A 16,582-nucleotide genomic window follows, 5' to 3' on the forward strand; every position below is an offset into this window, starting at 1 on the left:
GGCGAGCCCGGAACCTACGTCGGAGGCCATCACATGCCCCAAGGGACCACGGACGAAGAGGCAGTTCGGCGATACCCGTTCCCCCAGCCGGCGGCGCTCGACGCCCCGGCCGAGTGGGCGCGGATGCGGCAGGAGTGCCCGGTGGCGCGGGTGACCCTGCCCAGCGGCGACGAAGCGACCCTGCTCACCCGCTACGAGCACGTCCGCTCGGCCCTGAGCGATCCCCGGCTGAGCCGCGAGGGCGTCGCGAACGAGGACGCCGCGCGGGTCGCCGAGGGGGAGGGGGACATCTTCAACAGCCCGATGGCGCGCACCCTCAACGCCGTGGGCCACGAACGATGGCGCAGGCTCCTCGGCCGCTGGTTCACCGCCAGGCGGATCCGGGCGCTGCGCCCCGACATGGAGCGGGTCACGGAGCGCCTGATCGACGAGATGACCGCACGGCCGGGCCCCGCCGACCTGGTGTCCGCACTCGCCTTCCCGTTCCCCGTGTACGTCATCTGCGCCATGCTCGGCGTGCCGGAGCGCGACCGGGACGCCTTCAAGAACTGGTCGGACGCCTTCCTGAGCGTGACGAAGTACAGCGCCGCCGACATGGCCGCGGCGCAGCGCGAGTTCGCCGCCTACATGACGGAGCTGATCGCCGCCAAGCGGGCCGCTCTCGACGCAGGCCGGGTGACCGAGGGCGAGGAGGACCTGCTCACCCTGCTGCTCACGACGCCCGACAGCGAGGGCGCCGTCCTGCCCGACGACGCGCTCGTCGCCACCGGACAGGCCCTGCTCCTCGCCGGGCACGAGACCACCGCCGGATTCATCGGCGTGATGGTCGCCCAGCTCCTGTCCGACCGAGGCCGCTGGGAGCGACTGCTGACGGACCGTTCCCTGATCAGGCCCGCGGTCGAGGAAGTCCTGCGGATCGACCCGAGCAACGGGTTCGGCATGGTCCGCTACGTCCACGAGGACATCGAGTTCGGCGAGGAACTGGTACCACGGGGAACCACCGTCGTGTGCAGCATGTCCGCCGCCAACCGCGACGAGCGCGCCTTCACCGACGCCGCGAGCATGGACCTCACCCGCTCCCCGAACCCGCATCTGACCTTCGGTGCGGGCCCGCACTCCTGCCTCGGCCAGCCCCTGGCCCGCACCGAGATGCAGACCGTCCTCGACGTACTGCTGCGCCGCCTGCCCGGTCTGGAACTCGCCGTGGAACGCGGTGAGTTGCGCCAAGTCGAGGGGCTGCTGACCGGGCCGCTGCGCGAACTGCCGGTGACCTGGTGACCCTCCCCGCCGAGCGGACGGCGGCCCGGCCCGGCGCGCGCTCCATCGAGACACGGCAGGCCATCGTGGCCGCGGCCGAGCGGCTCTACGCGGAGCGCGGCATCGCGGGCGTCTCCAACCGGCAGATCAGCGAGGCGGCCGGGCAGGGCAACGTGGCCGCGGTCGGCTACCACTTCGGCTCGAAGACCGAGCTGGTCCGCGCGATCCTGGCGCACCACTCCGCGGCCGCCGAGTCCGTCCGCCAGGACATGCTCGACGCCATCGACGACCCCGACGACGTCCGCGCCTGGGTCGAGTGCCTGGTGCGGCCCGTGCCGGAATACCTCGCGGGACTCGACGGACCGTCCTGGTACGCGCGGTTCTCCGCCCAGCTCATGACGGACCCCGCGCTCAGAGCGGTGCTCACCGACGACGCCCTGAACCGCGGGCCCGTCGCCGCCGTCCTGAGCGGACTCGGCCGGCTCCTCGGCCGGATCCCTCCCGAAGTACGCCGCAGCCGCGGGGAGATGGCGTCGTACCTCATCACCCACACCTGCGCCGAGCACGAAGGACGGGTGGCGCGCGGAGAGGCGCCGCCGGCCTCCTGGCGCGAGACGGCCACGCTCCTCACCGACGCCGTCAGCGGCATGTTCGCCGCGCCCGCGACCCCCACACCCAAGGAGTGACCCCATGAAGATCACTGTCGACGAGGGCAAGTGCTGCGGCGCGGGCCAGTGCGTCCTGATCGCACCCGAGGTCTTCGACCAGCGCGACGACGACGGCATCGTGATCCTGCTCGACGCCGAACCGCCCGCGGAGCGGCACGCGTCGGTCGACGAGGCCGCGAGCGTCTGCCCCGCCGCGGCCATCGAACTCCGCGAGAACGCGTGACGGCGCCGTCGAGCGTCCTCGTCGTCGGCGCGTCGGCCGCCGGACTCGCCACCGTGCAGACCCTGCGGCGCAAGGGATACACGGGGCGCGTCACGGTGCTCGGCGCGGAACGGCACCCGCCCTACGACCGGCCGCCGCTGTCCAAGCAGCTCCTCGCCGGAACCTGGCAGCCCGAACAGACGCACTTGCGAAGGCCGTCCGACCTGGCGGCCCTCGACGCCGAGTTCCTGCTCGGCGACCGGGCCGTCTCGCTCGACGCGGCGCGACGCGGCGTCCGTACGGAGACGGGCCGGGAACTGGCCGCCGACGCCGTGGTGATCGCCACCGGCGCGACCCCGCGCTCCCTGCCCGCCGAAGGCCCGACGGACCGCGTGCACACGCTGCGCACCGTCGACGACGCGCTCGCGCTGCGCACCCGGCTGCTGGAACACGGACGTACGGTCGTCGTGGGCGACGGGGTGCTCGGCGCGGAGATCGCCGCGACCGCCCGTACCCTCGGCGTGGACGTCACCCTCGTCGGACCGCAGCAAACACTCATGCAGGCCCAACTCGGCTCCGAAGTGGGCCAGTTGCTGACCGAGCTGCATCGCGGACACGGCACCCGGCTGCTCCTCGGAACCGCGGTCGCCGGTACGGACTTCGCGGCGACCGGCGGCGGAGTCCGCCTGGCCGACGGTGAACTGCTGGCCACGCCGGTCGCGGTCGTCGCCGTGGGCTGCGTGCCCGAGACGGCGTGGCTCGACGGCAGCGGCCTGGACCTCGGCGACGGCGTGCTCTGCGACGTGAACGGGCGTGCGGCCGAAGGAATTTACGCCGTCGGGGACGTCGCCCGCTGGACCGATCCGGCCACCGGGGCCCCGCGCCGACTGGAGAACCGGACCAACGCCACGGACCAGGCCGCGACCGTCGCCACCCGGATCCTCGGCGGCCCCCGGCGGCACGCCCCCGTGCCGTACTTCTGGACCGACCAGTTCGACGCCCGGATCCATGTGCACGGACTGCCCTTCCCCGAAGCCGAGTTGACGGTCCTGGAGGGAAGCCTCGACGCCCACCGCTTCGTCGCCGCCTACCGGCATCAGGACCGCACCCTGGCCGTCCTCGGCTGGAACATGCCCAAGCAGGCCCGGCAGCACCGGGCGCGACTCCTGGAGACTCCGGCCGCCGACGAGCCCGCCGCGTAGCACCGCCCGCCTGCCCCCCCCCACCGCATCGCGAGGTTCCGACATGAGTTCCCCGTCCTCCGCACCCCCGCGCGACTTCCCCGACCCGCGTGCCGCGGGCTGCCCCTTCGACCTCTCTCCGCGGATGCGGGCGCTCGCCGAGGAAGGCCCGCTGACCCGCACCCGGATCTGGGACGGCAGCACCCCGTGGACCGTGACCGGCCACGCCGAGCAACGGACCCTCCTCGCCGACCCCCGGCTCAGCGTCGATCCGGCGCGGCCCGGCTACCCGAGCCCCGTCGCGCACCACGGCCCCCGGCCCGACGCCGGACCCGACCTCAGCTTCGTCCTCATGGACGACCCCGAGCACAGCAGGCTGCGCCGCATGGTCAGCGGCGCGTTCACCATCAAACGCGTCGAGTCGCTGCGCCCCGCCGTGCAGCGGATGGTCGACCGCGCCGTCGACGACCTGCTGGCAGGCCCGCGCCCGGCCGACCTCGTCCAGGCGCTGGCCCTGCCCGTGCCCTCCCTGGTCATCTCGGAACTGCTCGGAGTCCCGTACGCCGACCACGAGTTCTTCCAGCGCAACAGCAAGGTCATCGTCTCCACGACCGCCACCCCCGAGGAGCGCGGCGCCGCCCACGCCGCCCTCGGCGACTATCTGGCCGAACTGGTCGCGGAGCGCGTCACCGACCCGCGCGAGGACCTGCTGTCACGGCTCGCCGCGCAGGTCGCGGACGACGCGCTCACCCCCGCCGAGGCCGCGGCCATGGGCGTCCTGCTGCTCCTCGCCGGGCACGAGACCACCGCCAACATGATCTCCCTGGGGACCTTGCTGCTCCTCCAGCACCCGGACCAGCTCGACCTGCTGCGCACCACGGACGACCCGAAGGTCGTCGACGCCGCGGTCGAGGAGTTGCTGCGCTACCTGACCATCGTCCACCTCGGGCGGCGGCGCACCGCGACCGAGGACATCGAGATCGCGGGCCGCACCATCCGGGCGGGCGACGGGGTGATCCTGCTCGGCGAACTCGCCAACCGCGACCCGGCCGTCTACCCCGACGCCGACCGCCTCGACCTGACCCGGGGTGACCGCCGCCACCAGGCCTTCGGCGTCGGCCCGCACCACTGCCTCGGCCAGCCGCTCGCCCGCCTCGAACTCCAGGTGGTGTACCCGACGTTGTTCCGCCGGGTGCCCACCCTGCGCGCCGCCGCCGACCTGGACGCCATCCCGTTCAAGCAGGACGCCGTCATCTACGGTCTGCACGCCCTGCCGGTCACCTGGTGACGGGCCGTCAGCCGGTCGTGTCGGGGAGCGCGGCCGGCTCGGCGGTGAGCAGTTCGGTGATCTCCCGGGCGAGGTGCGGGGAGAGTTCGCCCCAGCCGTCCTTGTAGCCGTAGACGCTCGCGAGGGTTCGGGCCTCGTAGTCGCCGTTCATGATGTCGATGTCGGCGGGCGTGATGAGCGACGGGTGGGCCACGCCGACCGCGCCCGACACCTTCAGCAACTCCCGGCGCAGGGTGCGCAGATACATGGCGGCCCGGTTGGCCTTCGACGGCGCGTCGACTCCCCGCACCAGCCACGGCGACTGGGTGGCGATGCCGGTGGGGCACTTGTCGGTGTGGCACTTCTGCGCCTGGATGCAGCCGATGGACAGCATCGCCTCGCGGGCCACGTTGACCATGTCGACGCCGAGCGCGAAGGCCACGGCGGCGTTCTCCGGCAGCCCCAGCTTGCCCGAGCCGATGAAGGTGAGTTCATCGGTCAGGCCCCGCTCCGCGAACGTGCTGTAGACACGGGAGAAGCCCATCCGGAACGGCAGCGACACCGAGTCGCTGAAGATCAGGGGAGCGGCGCCGGTGCCGCCCTCGCCGCCGTCGATCGTCACGAAGTCGACCCCGCGGTCGCCCCGCGCCATCAGGGTCGCCAGCTCCTCCCAGAAGCCCATCTCGCCGACAGCGCTCTTGATCCCGACCGGCAACCCGGTCTCGGCGGCGAGCAGTTCCACGAAGTCGAGCATCGAGTCCACGTCGTGGAACGCGGTGTGCCGCGAGGGCGACGCGCAGTCCTTGCCCGCGGGGATGCCGCGGATCTCGGCGATCTCCTCGGTCACCTTCGGGCCCGGCAGCATCCCGCCGAGACCCGGCTTGGCGCCCTGCGAGAGCTTGATCTCGATCGCCTTGACGGGGGCGCTCTCGACGACGGCCTTCAGCTTGTCGAGGCTGAAGGTGCCGTCCTCGTTGCGGCAGCCGAAGTACGACGTGCCGATCTGGAGCATCAGATCGCCGCCGTTGCGGTGGTACGGCGACAGCCCGCCCTCACCCGTGTTGTGCATCGTGCCGGCCAGCGCCGCGCCCTTGTTGAGCGCGGTGACGGCGGCGCCCGACAGCGAACCGAAGCTCATCGCCGAGATGTTCACGATGCTCGCCGGACGGAACGCCCTGGCCCGGCCGCGCGGCCCGCCCAGCACCTTGGCCGACGGCAGCGGCGCCTGCGGGTCGTGCAGATCGGGCAGGGCTCCGGCGAACGTCCGCTGCTTGATGTACGGATGCCCCTGCACGTGCTCGACGTCGTTGTCGGTGCCGAACCCGAAGTAGTTGTTCTCCTCCTTGGCCGACGCGTAGATCCAGCTGCGCTGGTCACGGCTGAACGGCCGCTCCTCGTCGTTGGAGGTCACGACGTACTGCCGCAGCTCCGGCCCGATCGTCTCCAGCAGATACCGGGCGTGGCCGACCACGGGGAAGTTTCTCAGCAGTGCGTGCTTCTTCTGCACCAGGTCGCGGGCGGCCACCACCGCCAGCGCCGTCGCCGCGGCCGCGCCTATGTTCCGAGCACGCATGAAACGTTCCTCTCCTCGACTGCCAGAGCAGGCCCGATGGTAGAGGGGGCGTGCCGAGACGGGCAGGCCAGGGGGCTAGCCTGCGGTCCCGGGAGCTCGTATGCCCGAACGAAGCAAGGAGAACCACCATGACCACCACCGCCCGCGCGACCGTCCAGCACGAGGACGAGCAGATCCGCGTCACCCGCTGGGACTTCGAGGACGGCCAGAGCACCGGCCGCCACGTCCACGCGTACGACTACGTCGTCGTCCCGGTCACCGACGGGCAGACCGACGTGATCGGCGCGGACGGCACGGTCACCCCCTCGCCGATGCGGGCCGGTGAGTCCTACGCCCGCACGGCCGGCACCGAGCACGAGGTCGTCAACGTGGGCGGCGCACCGCACTCCTTCGTCGAGATCGAGCTGAAGAAGCCGTAAGGAAACGCCTCGGAAGACAACGAAATCCGTCGCCAAAAATGCGGTCGGGAACGGATAGCGTGGGTGCATGCCCCGCGTTCCTCCGCCCGTCGCCGCCCGCATCGCCACCCCGGCGGACGCCGACGCCATCGTCTCGACCCTGACCAGCGCCTTCTTCCACGACCCGCTGTGGGGCCCGGCCTTCCCCGACGAGGGCCGGCGTGCCGAACAGGCGGCGGTCATGTGGCGGCAGTACGTCACCTCCGCGCTGCGCCACCCCTGGACCCTGGTGACACCGGACGCGGAGGCCGCGGCCGTCTGGATCCCGCCGGGCGGCACCGAGCTCACCCCCGAAGAGGAAGCCGGCCTGCCGGACCTGCTGACCGGTGCCGCCGGGCCCGACGCGGCCCGGGACATCCTGGCGATCTACGACCAGTTGGAAGCCGCCCACCCCGCGGAGCCCTGCTTCTTCCTCACCCTGCTCGGGGTCCACGACGCCCACCGCGGCAAGGGCCTCGGCATGGGCCTCCTCGCCGAGAGCCTGGCCCGCATCGACGCACTCGGCGCGCCCGCCTACCTCGAATCGTCCAACCCCGTGAACATCGACCGCTACCGCGGCGCCGGCTTCGTCCCGCGCGACACGATCACCACCGCCACCGGCCATGTCGTCACCACCATGTGGCGGCCGGCCCGCCCGGCGGCCGACCTATAGTCGATCTCATGAGTCGTTGGCAGGATCTGACCGGTGGCACGTCCGGCAGCGAGTACGCCGCCCGCTTCGAGGCGCTGGCCCGCAGCGGGCAGGACATGCACGGCGAGGCCTCGTTCTGCGCGGCCCTGGTACCCGCCGGGGCCCGCGTGCTGGACGCCGGATGTGGCACCGGCCGGGTCATGATCCGGCTGGCCGGACTCGGCTACGACTGCGTGGGCATCGACCTCGACGCGTCGATGCTGGACGTGGCGCGGGCCCAGGCCCCGGACCTGCCGTGGCACCGGACCGACCTCACCGCGTTCGACCCGGCCGCGCTCGGCGTCGCCCCGGACTTCGACCTCGTGGTCGCCGCGGGCAACGTCATGCCGCTGCTCACCCCCGGCACGGAATCCACGGTGGTCGCCCGCCTCGCCGCGGCCCTGCGCCCCGGCGGCCTCCTCGTCGCGGGCTTCGGCCTGGACGCGGCCCATCTGCCCGTGCCACCCAGCCTCACGCTGCCGGAGTACGACGCGTGCTGCGCCGCGGCCGGCCTCGACCTCGTCGACCGCTTCGCCACCTGGGACGCGGCCCCCTACGACGGCGGTGGCTACGCCGTCAGCGTCCACCGTGCGACGAGCTGACCTTCAGCAGACCTCGTCGCTCCGGGCCGACAGCGGCGCCCACGTGTAGCGAAGACGCACACCGTGGTCCTGCAGCCACGCGGTCTCGCGGTGCCGGAGTTCGTGCGCGGACTCCGGCGCGATGGCGCAGGGCCAGCGCACGAGGACCTCGGCGACATGGCCCGTCCGCACCAGCTGCCGCACCCGGCGCCATCCGGTCCGCCGGACCGGATCGGGCTCACCGTACGTATCGGTGACGACCTCGGCGATCGTCAGTCCCCGCTCCTGGGCGAACGCCTGGCCCTCGGTCCGCGCGCACTGCGCGGCCGCCCCCGGACCGGCCGGGGACCGGTCGGCGCACACGTACAGCACGACGGGTGAGACGGGTTCCGCTGGGGTGGGCATGGTGCCTCCTGGACGTGGCCGGGGCCGTGCTGTGCCGGTCGGAACGCATGACGTCGGGGTCACGGGCGAGGTCAGGTGCAGGAGGTCAACTCCGCCCAGACGACCTTGCCCTCGGCCCGTGTCGAACGCGCGGACCCCCACCGGTCCGCGATCTGCTGCACGAGGAACAGCCCCCGCCCGTTCTCCTCGCCCGGCCCCGCCTGCCGCTCGGGCGCGCGGACCGGAACCCGGCCCCCGTCGTGCAGTTCGATCCGCAGCAGCCGCTCGTCCCCCGTCAGCGTGAGGCCGCAGACGACGTGTCCACTGTCGGTGTGCAACACAGCGTTCGTCGTCAGCTCGGAGACCAGCAGCACCGCGTCGCAGCAGGTGTCGCCGGGCACCTTCCACGCGCGCAGCCGGTCGCGGACCGTGTCGCGGGCGGATCTCGCGCTGGTGCGCAGCGCAGGCAGGCCGAACCAGAACTCCCGGCGAGGCGCGGTTGTGTCTAAGGCCGGGGACGGGGCCGGTGCGCCGGGTGGGGGCAGAGTCACGAAGGTCGCCTTCCAGGGCCTGCCGTGGGGCGGCCGCGGTGTGGGGGCAAGGGCAGCGGCTGGAGCGGTGCGAGGCGGCTGACGACACCAGCAGCACGCGCCCCGTCCGGGCCGAATGCTCCTCCGGAGCTGCGACGTGACCGCTCACGCGTCAACTATGCGCGTGATCGTACTCACGCTGCAACCGACTCCCTGATAATTTCAGCGGCGCGGATATCGATCTGGCGTCATCATCAAGTCGCTGTCAGAATAGTGATGTTGATGTCCGCTCAGGAAGGTTGGGTGTGAGCGAAGCCCGTTCCGGCACCAGTGCGCCGACGGTCCTGCGCATGATCCTCGGCCGTCGGCTGCGGGACATGCGGCTGGGCGCGGGTGCCTCGCTGGAGGACGCGGCGCGAGCCCTGCGCGTGAAGACCCTGACCATCCGACGGCTCGAGAAGGCCGAGGTCGCGCTGAAGCCTCTCTACGTGGAGAAGCTGCTGGAGACCTTCGGCGCGGACCGCCAGGAGACGGAGGAGTTCGTCGCCCTGGCCGAGCGGGCCAACGAGCCCGGCTGGTGGCACTCCTACCGCGACGTCGTCCCCAGTTGGTTCACGGCCTATGTGAGCCTGGAGACCGACGCCAAGACGCTGCGCACCTACGAACCCCAGTACGTCACCGGCCTGTTGCAGACCCCGGAGTACGCGCACGCGGTGCTGCGCGGCGGCCTGCCGAACGGCACCGAGGAGGAGCTGGAGCGCCGCGTGGAGCTGCGCCTGCGCCGCCAGGGCCTGCTGGACCGGGAGGACGCCCCCACCCTGTGGGTGGTCATGGAGGAGGCCGTCCTGCACCGGACGGTCGGCGACCCCGACGTGATGCGGGAGCAGATCGAGCGGCTTCTCGAGATGTCCGAACTCCCGCACGTCAGCGTCGACATCGTGCCGTTCGCGGCGGGCGCCCACATAGGGGCGTGCGCGCCGTTCACGTACTTCCGGTTCGAGGAGCCCGAACTGCCCGACATCGTCTACAGCGAACTGCTCTCCGCCGCCGTCTATCTGGACCAGCGCGAGGACGTCGTCGCCCATCTGGAGGCCCATTCCCGCATGGCGCTGATGACCTCGTCGGACGACAGCAGGGCGCTCTTGAACCGCATGCGCAAGGAGTACTCGTGACGATCACCGGCGAGGACGTGTACAACGGGATGCCGGCCGGCGATCTCGGCGAGCAGGGGTGGGAGCGTCCCTGGAGCGGGCCGAACGGCGGGCAGTGCGTCGAGACGAAGAAGCTCGCCGACGGCCGGGTGGCCGTACGGCAGTCGACCGACCCGGCCGGGCCGGCGCTGATCTACGCGCCGGAGGAGATCGCCGCGTTCGTCCGCGGGGTGAAAGAGGGCCTGGCCGATCATCTGGCCGCCGGGTGAACCGGCGGAGGGCAGCAGGGGCCTGCGGGCCGACGGACACACGCACGAAAGGGCCAACATGACCACCAGGCAGGCCGGCCGCGACCTCGACACGAGCAGGCCGCACTCGGCCCGGATGTACGACTACTTCCTCGGCGGCAAGGACCACTTCCCGATCGACAAGGACGCGGCCCTGGTCGCGGCCCAGGCCCACCCGGGGATCTATCTCACCGCTCGTGAGAACCGGGCGTTCATGCACCGGGCCACCCGGGTCCTCGCCCAGGAGCACGGCATCCGCCAGTGGCTCGACATCGGCACGGGCATTCCGACCGAGCCCAATCTGCACCAGGTCGCCCAGTCCGTGGCGAGCGACGCGCGCGTGGTGTACGCCGACAACGACCCGCTCGTCCTCAAGTACGCCGAGCGTCTGATGCGCAGCACCACCCAGGGCCGCACGGCCTATGTCGAGGCCGACGCCACCGACGCCGACTCGCTGATGAGCGCCGTGGAGGACGCGGGGGTCCTGGACTTCAGCCAGCCCGTCGCGCTCTCGCTCAACGCGCTGATGCACTTCATCACCGCGCCGAACGACCCGTACGCGATCATCCGCCGCCTGCTCGAACCGCTCCCGGTGGGCAGCGCCCTGGCCATGAACCACTGCACGCCCGACTTCGACCCCGAGACCTGGAACAAGGTCGCGGAGGTCTACACCAAGTCGGGCTCCCCGGTGGACTTCCGCTCGCACGCCGACGTCCTGCGCTTCTTCGACGGGCTCGACCTGATCGAGCCCGGCCTCGTCTGCTGCCACCGCTGGCGTCCCGACGCCCCGGCCGACGGTACGGAGCCCACGGACGCCCAGATCAGCCTGCTCGCGGGCGTCGGCATCAAGCGCTGACCCGGCGCGCTAGTCCGCCCGGACCGGGTGTTTGCTGAGGATGGACACCCGGTTGAAGGCGTTGATGGTGATCGCCACCCAGATCACCGCGGAGATCTCGTCGTCGCCGAGATGCCGTCGGGCGTCGTCGTACGCGGCCGACTGGAGGGCGGCATCGGCCGGGCTGGTCGTCGCCTCGGCGAGCGCCAGTGCGGCGCGCTCGCGGTCCGTGAAGACCTCGGTGTCGCGCCAGGCCGCGAGCACCCCGAGCCGCTGCGTCGTCTCGCCCGCGCGCAGTGCGGCCCGCGTGTGCACGTTCAGGCAGTAGGCGCAGCCGTTGAGCTGGGAGACCCGCAGGTTGACCAGTTCCACGAGCCTGCGGTCGAGTCCCGCCTCGGCGGCGGTGGCCCGGACCGCCTCCGAGGTCTCGACGAGCGAGTGGTACGCCTTGGGGCTCTGCTTGTCGACGAAGACCCGCCGCTCCCGAGGGGCTGTGTCGGCGCTCAACTCTGACTCCTTCACGGGCTGGTGCGGGGCACGGCCGTCGCCGCGCGGCGAGAACGTATGATCACTGCCTATATAGTTGAACTTTAACCTATGTTCGTGATCTATGTGGGTGGGTGGGCGCCATGAGCAGCAGTGTCGAGGTCCTGACCGCACGGGACGTGCCGCTCGGCGGGCCGCGTTCCATGACCGTGCGGCGGACGCTGCCCCAGCGGGCACGGTCGCTCATCGGCGCCTGGTGTTTCGTCGACCACTACGGCCCCGACGACGTGAGCGTCACCGGCGGCATGGATGTCGCGCCCCACCCGCACACCGGTCTGCAGACGGTGAGCTGGCTGTTCAGCGGCGAGATCGAGCACCGCGACAGCCTCGGCAGCCACGCCATGGTCCGGCCCGGCGAGCTGAACCTGATGACCGGCGGGCACGGGATCAGCCACACGGAGGTCTCCACGCCGGCGACCACCGAACTGCACGGCGTCCAGCTGTGGGTGGCTCTTCCGGACGCGGACCGCCACGCCGACCGGGACTTCCAGCACTACGCACCCGAACCGGTCACGGTCGACGGAGCGCGGATCCAGGTGTTCCTCGGCGAACTGGCCGGCTCCGTCTCACCGGTACGCACCTTCACCCCGCTGCTCGGCGCCGAACTCGTCCTCGCACCCCGCGCCCACGTCACCCTCACCGTCGACCCGGCCTTCGAGCACGGCCTCCTGGTCGACCGCGGCACGGTGAGCCTGACCGGAACCCCGCTCGCGCAGGCCGAGTTGGGCTACGCACCGCCCGGCCGCGACACCCTCACCCTCAGCAACGACACGGACGCCCCCGCCCGGGTGATCCTGCTGGGCGGCCCGCCGTTCGGCGAGGAGATCATCATGTGGTGGAACTTCATCGCGCGGTCGACGGAGGAGATCGTGGAGGCCCGCCGGGACTGGATGGAGGGGGACGGGCGGAGGTTCGGCGAGGTGAAGGGGTACGACGGGGAACCGCTGCCTGCTCCTGAGCTGCCTAACGTGCCGCTGAAGCCGCGGGGCGACCGGCTGCGCTGAACCGGCGCCGAACCCGCGACGGCGGCCTTCGCCGAACTCCCTGTCCAACAGCGGCGATCGGCCTATCCTGGACCTTTCCGACTTGGCCTGTATGACCAGGAGGTCTGTATGGCTGATCAGCCCTTGAAGGCGCACTTCGTCGCTGATCCGATCGAGCTTCCCGATGGCCGCAAGGTCCGGGTGAGCGCCTATCCCGACGGGAGCATTCGGTTCCGGGTGGATGGACTGCCGTACGTCTTGACCGAGGCGTATCTGAGCGGCAACCCCGAGAGTGACAAAGCGATCCTGAAGATCTCGCCCGGCAAGCAGGGGAGCAACGCCTCCCACAACTACACGGAGTGGCTCGAAGAGAAGAACGGCAAGTAACGCCGTGCCGGGGCTGCCGTTTGCCTGACCCCCGCCCGATCGCCTGACATGCCGCGTTGTCAGTGGTGCCCTCTAGCGTGGGATCACCAAGGGCGGCCGACAGGGCAGGTCCGGTGAGTGGGGGGAGAGGTGTGCCGTGACCGCTGTGCAGGCACCGCAGGCCGAGGGCACGACGTATCTGGAGCTGTCCCAGGAGGGCGGCGGCGCCCACAAGTTCTACGAGGTGACCGTCACCGGCACGACCGTGCTCGTGCGCTACGGACGCATCGGCGCGGACGGGCAGCGGCAGAGCTCGACGTTCCCGACTCCGGAGAAGGCACAGGCCGCGGCGGCCAAGAAGATAGGCGAGAAGGTGCGCAAGGGGTACGCGCCGGCGGTGCGCGGACAGCGGGCGGCCCGGTCGGTGACGCGCCGTCAGGTGGCGTCGGCGCCCTCGACGGCCCGGTCCACGGCGCCCGTCCTGTGGCGCTTCCGCACGGGCGCCTCGGCGTTCGGCATCCATGTGGACGAGGACCGCTGCTGGGTCGGCAACCAGAAGGGCGACGTCTACACCCTCGGCCACGACGGCGAGGTGCTCGCCCACTACTCCCTTCCCGACGGCGTGAAGTGCCTGGTGGCCGACGACTTCTGGATCTACGCCGGCTGTGACGACGGGCAGGTCTACGACCTGTCGGCGAAGGTACCGTTCGCCGCGTACACCATCGCCGAGGACGTCGACATCTTCTGGCTGGACATCCACGAGGGCGTACTCGACGTCTCCGACCGCAACGGCGGCCTCACCGTCATCGACCACGAGGAGGAGTTCCAGTGGTCCCGCTCCTCGGTCGGCGACAGCGGCTGGATGGTCCGGGCCGACGACCACGCCGTCTACCACGGCCACTCCCGAGGCGTCACCGCCTACGCGGCGGACGGCACCGGCCAGTTGTGGCACACGGAGACGCTCGGCAATGTGCTGTTCGGCTGGCAGGAGCACGACGCGGTGTACGCGGGCACCGGCCGCCGGGTCGTCCAGCGCCTGGCCAAGGACACAGGCCGCGTCGAGGCCACCTACAGCTGCGACGCCCCCGTCTACTCGTGCGCCACCTCGCCGGACGGCCACTACGTCTTCGCCGGTGACTCGTCCTCCTCCGTCTACTGCTTCTCGGCCGACGGCACCCGGCTGTGGAAGCTCGGTACCGGTGGCGGGTCCGCGCTGTCGATGCAGTACCACGACGAGAAGCTGTACCTGGTCTCCACCGACGGCTCGCTCGCCTGCGTGGACGCGAGCGAGGCCGCGATCAGCGCCGCCCAGTCGGGCACGGTCCCGGTCGCTCAGGACATCAAGCTGGCCGCCGCCCTGCCGACCTACGCGCCGCCCGCCTCCCCGGCCGCGGTCGCCACCGTCACCGCCGTTCCGGCGTCCGGAGCGGGAGTCGTCGTGGAGTGCGTCCAGGAGGGCGGCCGGATGCGGGTCCACGTGGTGTCCGACGGCTACGAGCCCACCTGGAACGTCCAGTTCCCCCGCGCCATACGCCAGCCGGGCGCGCGCTACGTCGTGGACGCGCTCCACTCGTCGTCGAACGGGTTCTACCGGGTGCGGGGCGAGATCCGGCGGCTGGTCTGAGCCGCCTTTGCCGGGCTCCAGGGGCAGTTGACCTGGGAGTTATTCTCGAGCGCAGACGCCCTCCGGCGCTGCCACAGCCCTCCGTGACCCAAGGAACCGCCATGACCCAGCCCGCCGCCACCCCGGTGGTCCGCCGTGTGGACGAGCGCCACCGCTATGTGATCGACGTCGACGGCGCCACCGCCGGCTTCACCGCCTTTCGCGACCGCGACGACCGGCGCGTCTTCTTCCACACCGAGATCGACGACGCCTACGCGGGCCAGGGTCTGGCCTCGACGCTCGTCCGCGAGGCCCTCGACGACGTGCGCGCCGCGGGCAAGCGGATCGTGCCCGTCTGCCCGTACGTGGCCAAGTTCCTGAAGAAGCACGAGGAGTACGCCGACATCACGGACCCGGTGACGCCCGAGGTCCTGGAGTGGCTGGACGGTGTCCTGAAGCGCTGACGGACCCTCGCTCGCAACCGAGTTCGAGTCGGGCGCGTCCTCGGAGCCCTTTCGTCGTTGAACACGTGACCATGATCAACGCGTTCGAGGAGACGACGAATGAGTAACAGCACCAAGAAGAAGGGCCGCAGGCATCGCACGGTCAACCGCACGCCGCGGCCCGTGGGCACGGTGACGGCGCCCCGCGCGGAAACCACGGCTCCGGTGATGGTGCCCGGACAGAAGACCGAGCCCGACCTCGACCGGGTGCTGCGCAACCTGGGGTACGGGCGACTGCGCGTGCCGGCCCCCGCCGCACGCGCGGTACCGGCAACTCCGGTCCCGGCGGCCAAGACGGTCCCAGCGGCCCAGGTGGCCGAGCCGCGCCCCGCCCCGCGCGCGACGGCGGAGCTGAACAAGAACGCCCGGCTGACCCTGGAGTCCCTGGAGCGGGCGGCCGACGGCCTCACGCTTGAGCAGGTGTGCGAGGCGGTCGGCTGGACGCCGCGCACGGTGACGCGGCACCTGAGGACACTGGCGGACGCGGGCCTCGCCGAGCAGGCCGACGACGGACAGTGGTCGGCAGCCGGGACGCCCTCGGGCGCCGCCACCGAACGGCATCTGGTGAGCTGATCCCCGTACCCGCCGTGGTCGCTGCAGGACCGCCTGCCTGACGATCACCTCGCTCACCGCGGGCGCGGGCCGTTCGGGCGGTGAGCGGCGGAAAGGGGCGGCCCCGGTGACCGGGGCCGCCCCTTCGCGATGCGCCGAGCGCGTCCGTGCTTGCCGCGAATGGCCGCACGGCGCGGAGCCAGACATCGTGGGCCGAACCGTCGGGTTGCCCGATCCGTGCCGCCCGGATGGCGGAGGAAGGTAAACTCGACGACCGCCCACGTCACTCTCCCGCAGAGAGGGTGCAGGAATGCCCCGACATCTTCCTCCCCGCCATCCCGAACAGGTGGCTCACGCCGTGAATCGCGCGGCCGAACTGCTCGAGGTGCTGTGGGGCCGGGGGCAGGAGACCGCGCCGCCGGGGCCGCTCCCGCCGTCGCAGTTGCGGGCCCTGAAGGTGATAGAGGAACAGCGGAGCGTCAACCAGCGCATGTTGGGCGACGCGCTCGGCACCGGCCCGTCCTCCGTCAGCCGGCTGTGCGACCGTCTTGAGGCCGCCGGCCTGCTGGAGCGGATCCCCAGCGCGACGAGCCGGCGAGAGGTCGAGCTGACCCTGAGCCCGCAGGGCGCGCGAGTGCTCGAAGAACTCCGCCTCGCGCGCGTCCGCGAATTCGAGGCGGTGCTGCGGACGATGGCGCCCGCCGACCTAGGCGTCCTCTCCGAGGGGCTCGAGAAGCTGCGGCAGGCGGCGGCGGACCGCATCGGTCTGGCCCGGGCTGAAGACGGGGACTCCTCGGCGATCGCCTGAGTGTCCGAGCGTCCCGGAGCCGGGACATCCGAGCAGCGGCGCATCGCTGCGTACCTCTCGGGGGTGACGTGTACCCCTGTACCCCTTTCCCCGGGCCGTCGGCCGGAGGATTCCCTGCCCCGACGCATCGAGCCGAGCCGAGCCGATCGAGCGTCCGTCCGGCACTTGTGCTCAACA

General features: G+C 71.6%; 21 protein-coding genes. 17 read left to right on the forward strand and 4 right to left on the reverse strand.

Annotated features, from left to right (window positions below):
* Positions 1-33: 33 nt before the first annotated feature.
* From K377_RS01810 to K377_RS01830, 5 genes are read left to right on the forward strand one after another with little or no spacing between them, the layout of a single operon-like run.
* Positions 34-1,278: a cytochrome P450 gene (locus tag K377_RS01810; protein WP_111661267.1), complete on the forward strand. Its 1,245-nt coding sequence runs from the start codon at positions 34-36 to the stop codon at positions 1,276-1,278.
* Complete coding sequence (locus tag K377_RS01815) at positions 1,275-1,943, forward strand: TetR/AcrR family transcriptional regulator (protein ID WP_220093166.1); 669 nt, start codon at positions 1,275-1,277, stop codon at positions 1,941-1,943. Before K377_RS01810 ends, K377_RS01815 begins: the two co-directional genes overlap by 4 nt.
* 4 nt (positions 1,944-1,947) lie before the next feature.
* On the forward strand, positions 1,948-2,148 hold the full coding sequence (locus K377_RS01820) for a ferredoxin (protein WP_111661269.1): 201 nt from the start codon (positions 1,948-1,950) through the stop codon (positions 2,146-2,148).
* Complete coding sequence (locus K377_RS01825) at positions 2,145-3,329, forward strand: NAD(P)/FAD-dependent oxidoreductase (protein ID WP_111661270.1); 1,185 nt, start codon at positions 2,145-2,147, stop codon at positions 3,327-3,329. The genes K377_RS01820 and K377_RS01825 overlap by 4 nt, the downstream gene beginning before the upstream one ends.
* Before the next feature lie 43 nt (positions 3,330-3,372).
* Positions 3,373-4,596: a cytochrome P450 gene (locus tag K377_RS01830; protein WP_111661271.1), complete on the forward strand. Its 1,224-nt coding sequence runs from the start codon at positions 3,373-3,375 to the stop codon at positions 4,594-4,596.
* Between the two features lie 7 nt (positions 4,597-4,603).
* On the opposite strand, the gene K377_RS01835 is transcribed toward K377_RS01830, so the two are convergent.
* Positions 4,604-6,148, reverse strand: a complete 1,545-nt coding sequence (locus tag K377_RS01835) for an FMN-binding glutamate synthase family protein (RefSeq protein ID WP_111661272.1) — start codon at positions 6,146-6,148, stop codon at positions 4,604-4,606.
* 128 nt (positions 6,149-6,276) lie between these two features.
* Between K377_RS01835 and K377_RS01840 the strand changes: the two genes are divergently transcribed.
* From K377_RS01840 to K377_RS01850, 3 genes are all read left to right on the forward strand, one after another.
* A complete protein-coding gene (locus K377_RS01840; protein WP_111661273.1) occupies positions 6,277-6,567 on the forward strand; it encodes a cupin domain-containing protein in 291 nt (96 codons plus the stop codon).
* A 67-nt stretch (positions 6,568-6,634) separates the two neighbouring features.
* A complete protein-coding gene (locus K377_RS01845; protein ID WP_111661274.1) occupies positions 6,635-7,258 on the forward strand; it encodes an N-acetyltransferase in 624 nt (207 codons plus the stop codon).
* Positions 7,259-7,266: 8 nt separating this feature from the next.
* On the forward strand, positions 7,267-7,878 hold the full coding sequence (locus tag K377_RS01850; RefSeq protein ID WP_111661275.1) for a bifunctional 2-polyprenyl-6-hydroxyphenol methylase/3-demethylubiquinol 3-O-methyltransferase UbiG: 612 nt from the start codon (positions 7,267-7,269) through the stop codon (positions 7,876-7,878).
* A 3-nt stretch (positions 7,879-7,881) separates the two neighbouring features.
* On the opposite strand, the gene K377_RS01855 is transcribed toward K377_RS01850, so the two are convergent.
* Positions 7,882-8,262 (reverse strand): hypothetical protein, encoded by a 381-nt coding sequence (locus tag K377_RS01855; RefSeq protein ID WP_202455721.1) that lies wholly within the window; start codon positions 8,260-8,262, stop codon positions 7,882-7,884.
* A 71-nt stretch (positions 8,263-8,333) separates the two neighbouring features.
* Positions 8,334-8,792, reverse strand: a complete 459-nt coding sequence (locus K377_RS01860; protein WP_258394948.1) for an ATP-binding protein — start codon at positions 8,790-8,792, stop codon at positions 8,334-8,336.
* Between the two features lie 284 nt (positions 8,793-9,076).
* Between K377_RS01860 and K377_RS01865 the strand changes: the two genes are divergently transcribed.
* The 3 genes from K377_RS01865 to K377_RS01875 are packed head-to-tail and all read left to right on the forward strand — an operon-like array spanning position 9,077 to position 11,065.
* Positions 9,077-9,943, forward strand: coding sequence for a helix-turn-helix transcriptional regulator (locus K377_RS01865; protein ID WP_111661276.1), 867 nt, complete (start codon positions 9,077-9,079; stop codon positions 9,941-9,943).
* Between the two features lie 29 nt (positions 9,944-9,972).
* Positions 9,973-10,191, forward strand: coding sequence for a DUF397 domain-containing protein (locus K377_RS01870; protein WP_111661615.1), 219 nt, complete (start codon positions 9,973-9,975; stop codon positions 10,189-10,191).
* A 58-nt stretch (positions 10,192-10,249) separates the two neighbouring features.
* The gene (locus K377_RS01875) at positions 10,250-11,065 is read left to right on the forward strand and encodes an SAM-dependent methyltransferase (protein ID WP_111661277.1); all 816 of its coding nucleotides are present in this window, start codon (positions 10,250-10,252) and stop codon (positions 11,063-11,065) included.
* Between the two features lie 9 nt (positions 11,066-11,074).
* Here the strand turns inward: K377_RS01875 and K377_RS01880 are convergent, their stop codons facing one another.
* The gene (locus K377_RS01880; RefSeq protein WP_111661278.1) at positions 11,075-11,551 is read right to left on the reverse strand and encodes a carboxymuconolactone decarboxylase family protein; all 477 of its coding nucleotides are present in this window, start codon (positions 11,549-11,551) and stop codon (positions 11,075-11,077) included.
* Between the two features lie 122 nt (positions 11,552-11,673).
* Here K377_RS01880 and K377_RS01885 point away from each other — a divergent pair, with 122 nt between their 5' ends.
* The 6 genes from K377_RS01885 to K377_RS01910 all read left to right on the forward strand — a co-directional run bounded on the left by K377_RS01885 (position 11,674) and on the right by K377_RS01910 (position 16,405).
* Entirely contained in the window at positions 11,674-12,594 is a 921-nt protein-coding gene (locus K377_RS01885; protein WP_111661616.1) for a pirin family protein, read from the forward strand.
* A 108-nt stretch (positions 12,595-12,702) separates the two neighbouring features.
* Entirely contained in the window at positions 12,703-12,960 is a 258-nt protein-coding gene (locus K377_RS01890) for a hypothetical protein (protein WP_111661279.1), read from the forward strand.
* 136 nt (positions 12,961-13,096) lie between these two features.
* Positions 13,097-14,563, forward strand: a complete 1,467-nt coding sequence (locus tag K377_RS01895) for a WGR domain-containing protein (protein ID WP_111661280.1) — start codon at positions 13,097-13,099, stop codon at positions 14,561-14,563.
* Positions 14,564-14,664: 101 nt separating this feature from the next.
* On the forward strand, positions 14,665-15,006 hold the full coding sequence (locus K377_RS01900) for a GNAT family N-acetyltransferase (protein ID WP_111661281.1): 342 nt from the start codon (positions 14,665-14,667) through the stop codon (positions 15,004-15,006).
* Between the two features lie 99 nt (positions 15,007-15,105).
* On the forward strand, positions 15,106-15,618 hold the full coding sequence (locus K377_RS01905; protein ID WP_111661282.1) for a helix-turn-helix transcriptional regulator: 513 nt from the start codon (positions 15,106-15,108) through the stop codon (positions 15,616-15,618).
* A gap of 289 nt (positions 15,619-15,907) precedes the next feature.
* Positions 15,908-16,405: a MarR family winged helix-turn-helix transcriptional regulator gene (locus K377_RS01910; RefSeq protein WP_111661283.1), complete on the forward strand. Its 498-nt coding sequence runs from the start codon at positions 15,908-15,910 to the stop codon at positions 16,403-16,405.
* Positions 16,406-16,582: the final 177 nt, after the last annotated feature.

The organism is Streptomyces sp. PsTaAH-137, from assembly GCF_003259365.1.
Lineage (GTDB): Bacteria > Actinomycetota > Actinomycetes > Streptomycetales > Streptomycetaceae > Streptomyces.

Excerpts from the sequence above, each read along its gene's own strand:
- K377_RS01810 (WP_111661267.1), top strand. The coding sequence starts at position 34 with ATGCCCCAAGGGACCACGGACGAAGAGGCAGTTCGGCGATACCCGTTC.
- K377_RS01820 (WP_111661269.1), top strand. The coding sequence starts at position 1,948 with ATGAAGATCACTGTCGACGAGGGCAAGTGCTGCGGCGCGGGCCAGTGC.
- K377_RS01830 (WP_111661271.1), top strand. The coding sequence starts at position 3,373 with ATGAGTTCCCCGTCCTCCGCACCCCCGCGCGACTTCCCCGACCCGCGT.
- K377_RS01835 (WP_111661272.1), bottom strand. The coding sequence starts at position 6,148 with ATGCGTGCTCGGAACATAGGCGCGGCCGCGGCGACGGCGCTGGCGGTG.
- K377_RS01840 (WP_111661273.1), top strand. The coding sequence starts at position 6,277 with ATGACCACCACCGCCCGCGCGACCGTCCAGCACGAGGACGAGCAGATC.
- K377_RS01845 (WP_111661274.1), top strand. The coding sequence starts at position 6,635 with ATGCCCCGCGTTCCTCCGCCCGTCGCCGCCCGCATCGCCACCCCGGCG.
- K377_RS01850 (WP_111661275.1), top strand. The coding sequence starts at position 7,267 with ATGAGTCGTTGGCAGGATCTGACCGGTGGCACGTCCGGCAGCGAGTAC.
- K377_RS01855 (WP_202455721.1), bottom strand. The coding sequence starts at position 8,262 with ATGCCCACCCCAGCGGAACCCGTCTCACCCGTCGTGCTGTACGTGTGC.
- K377_RS01870 (WP_111661615.1), top strand. The coding sequence starts at position 9,973 with ATGCCGGCCGGCGATCTCGGCGAGCAGGGGTGGGAGCGTCCCTGGAGC.
- K377_RS01875 (WP_111661277.1), top strand. The coding sequence starts at position 10,250 with ATGACCACCAGGCAGGCCGGCCGCGACCTCGACACGAGCAGGCCGCAC.
- K377_RS01885 (WP_111661616.1), top strand. The coding sequence starts at position 11,674 with ATGAGCAGCAGTGTCGAGGTCCTGACCGCACGGGACGTGCCGCTCGGC.
- K377_RS01890 (WP_111661279.1), top strand. The coding sequence starts at position 12,703 with ATGGCTGATCAGCCCTTGAAGGCGCACTTCGTCGCTGATCCGATCGAG.
- K377_RS01900 (WP_111661281.1), top strand. The coding sequence starts at position 14,665 with ATGACCCAGCCCGCCGCCACCCCGGTGGTCCGCCGTGTGGACGAGCGC.
- K377_RS01905 (WP_111661282.1), top strand. The coding sequence starts at position 15,106 with ATGAGTAACAGCACCAAGAAGAAGGGCCGCAGGCATCGCACGGTCAAC.
- K377_RS01910 (WP_111661283.1), top strand. The coding sequence starts at position 15,908 with ATGCCCCGACATCTTCCTCCCCGCCATCCCGAACAGGTGGCTCACGCC.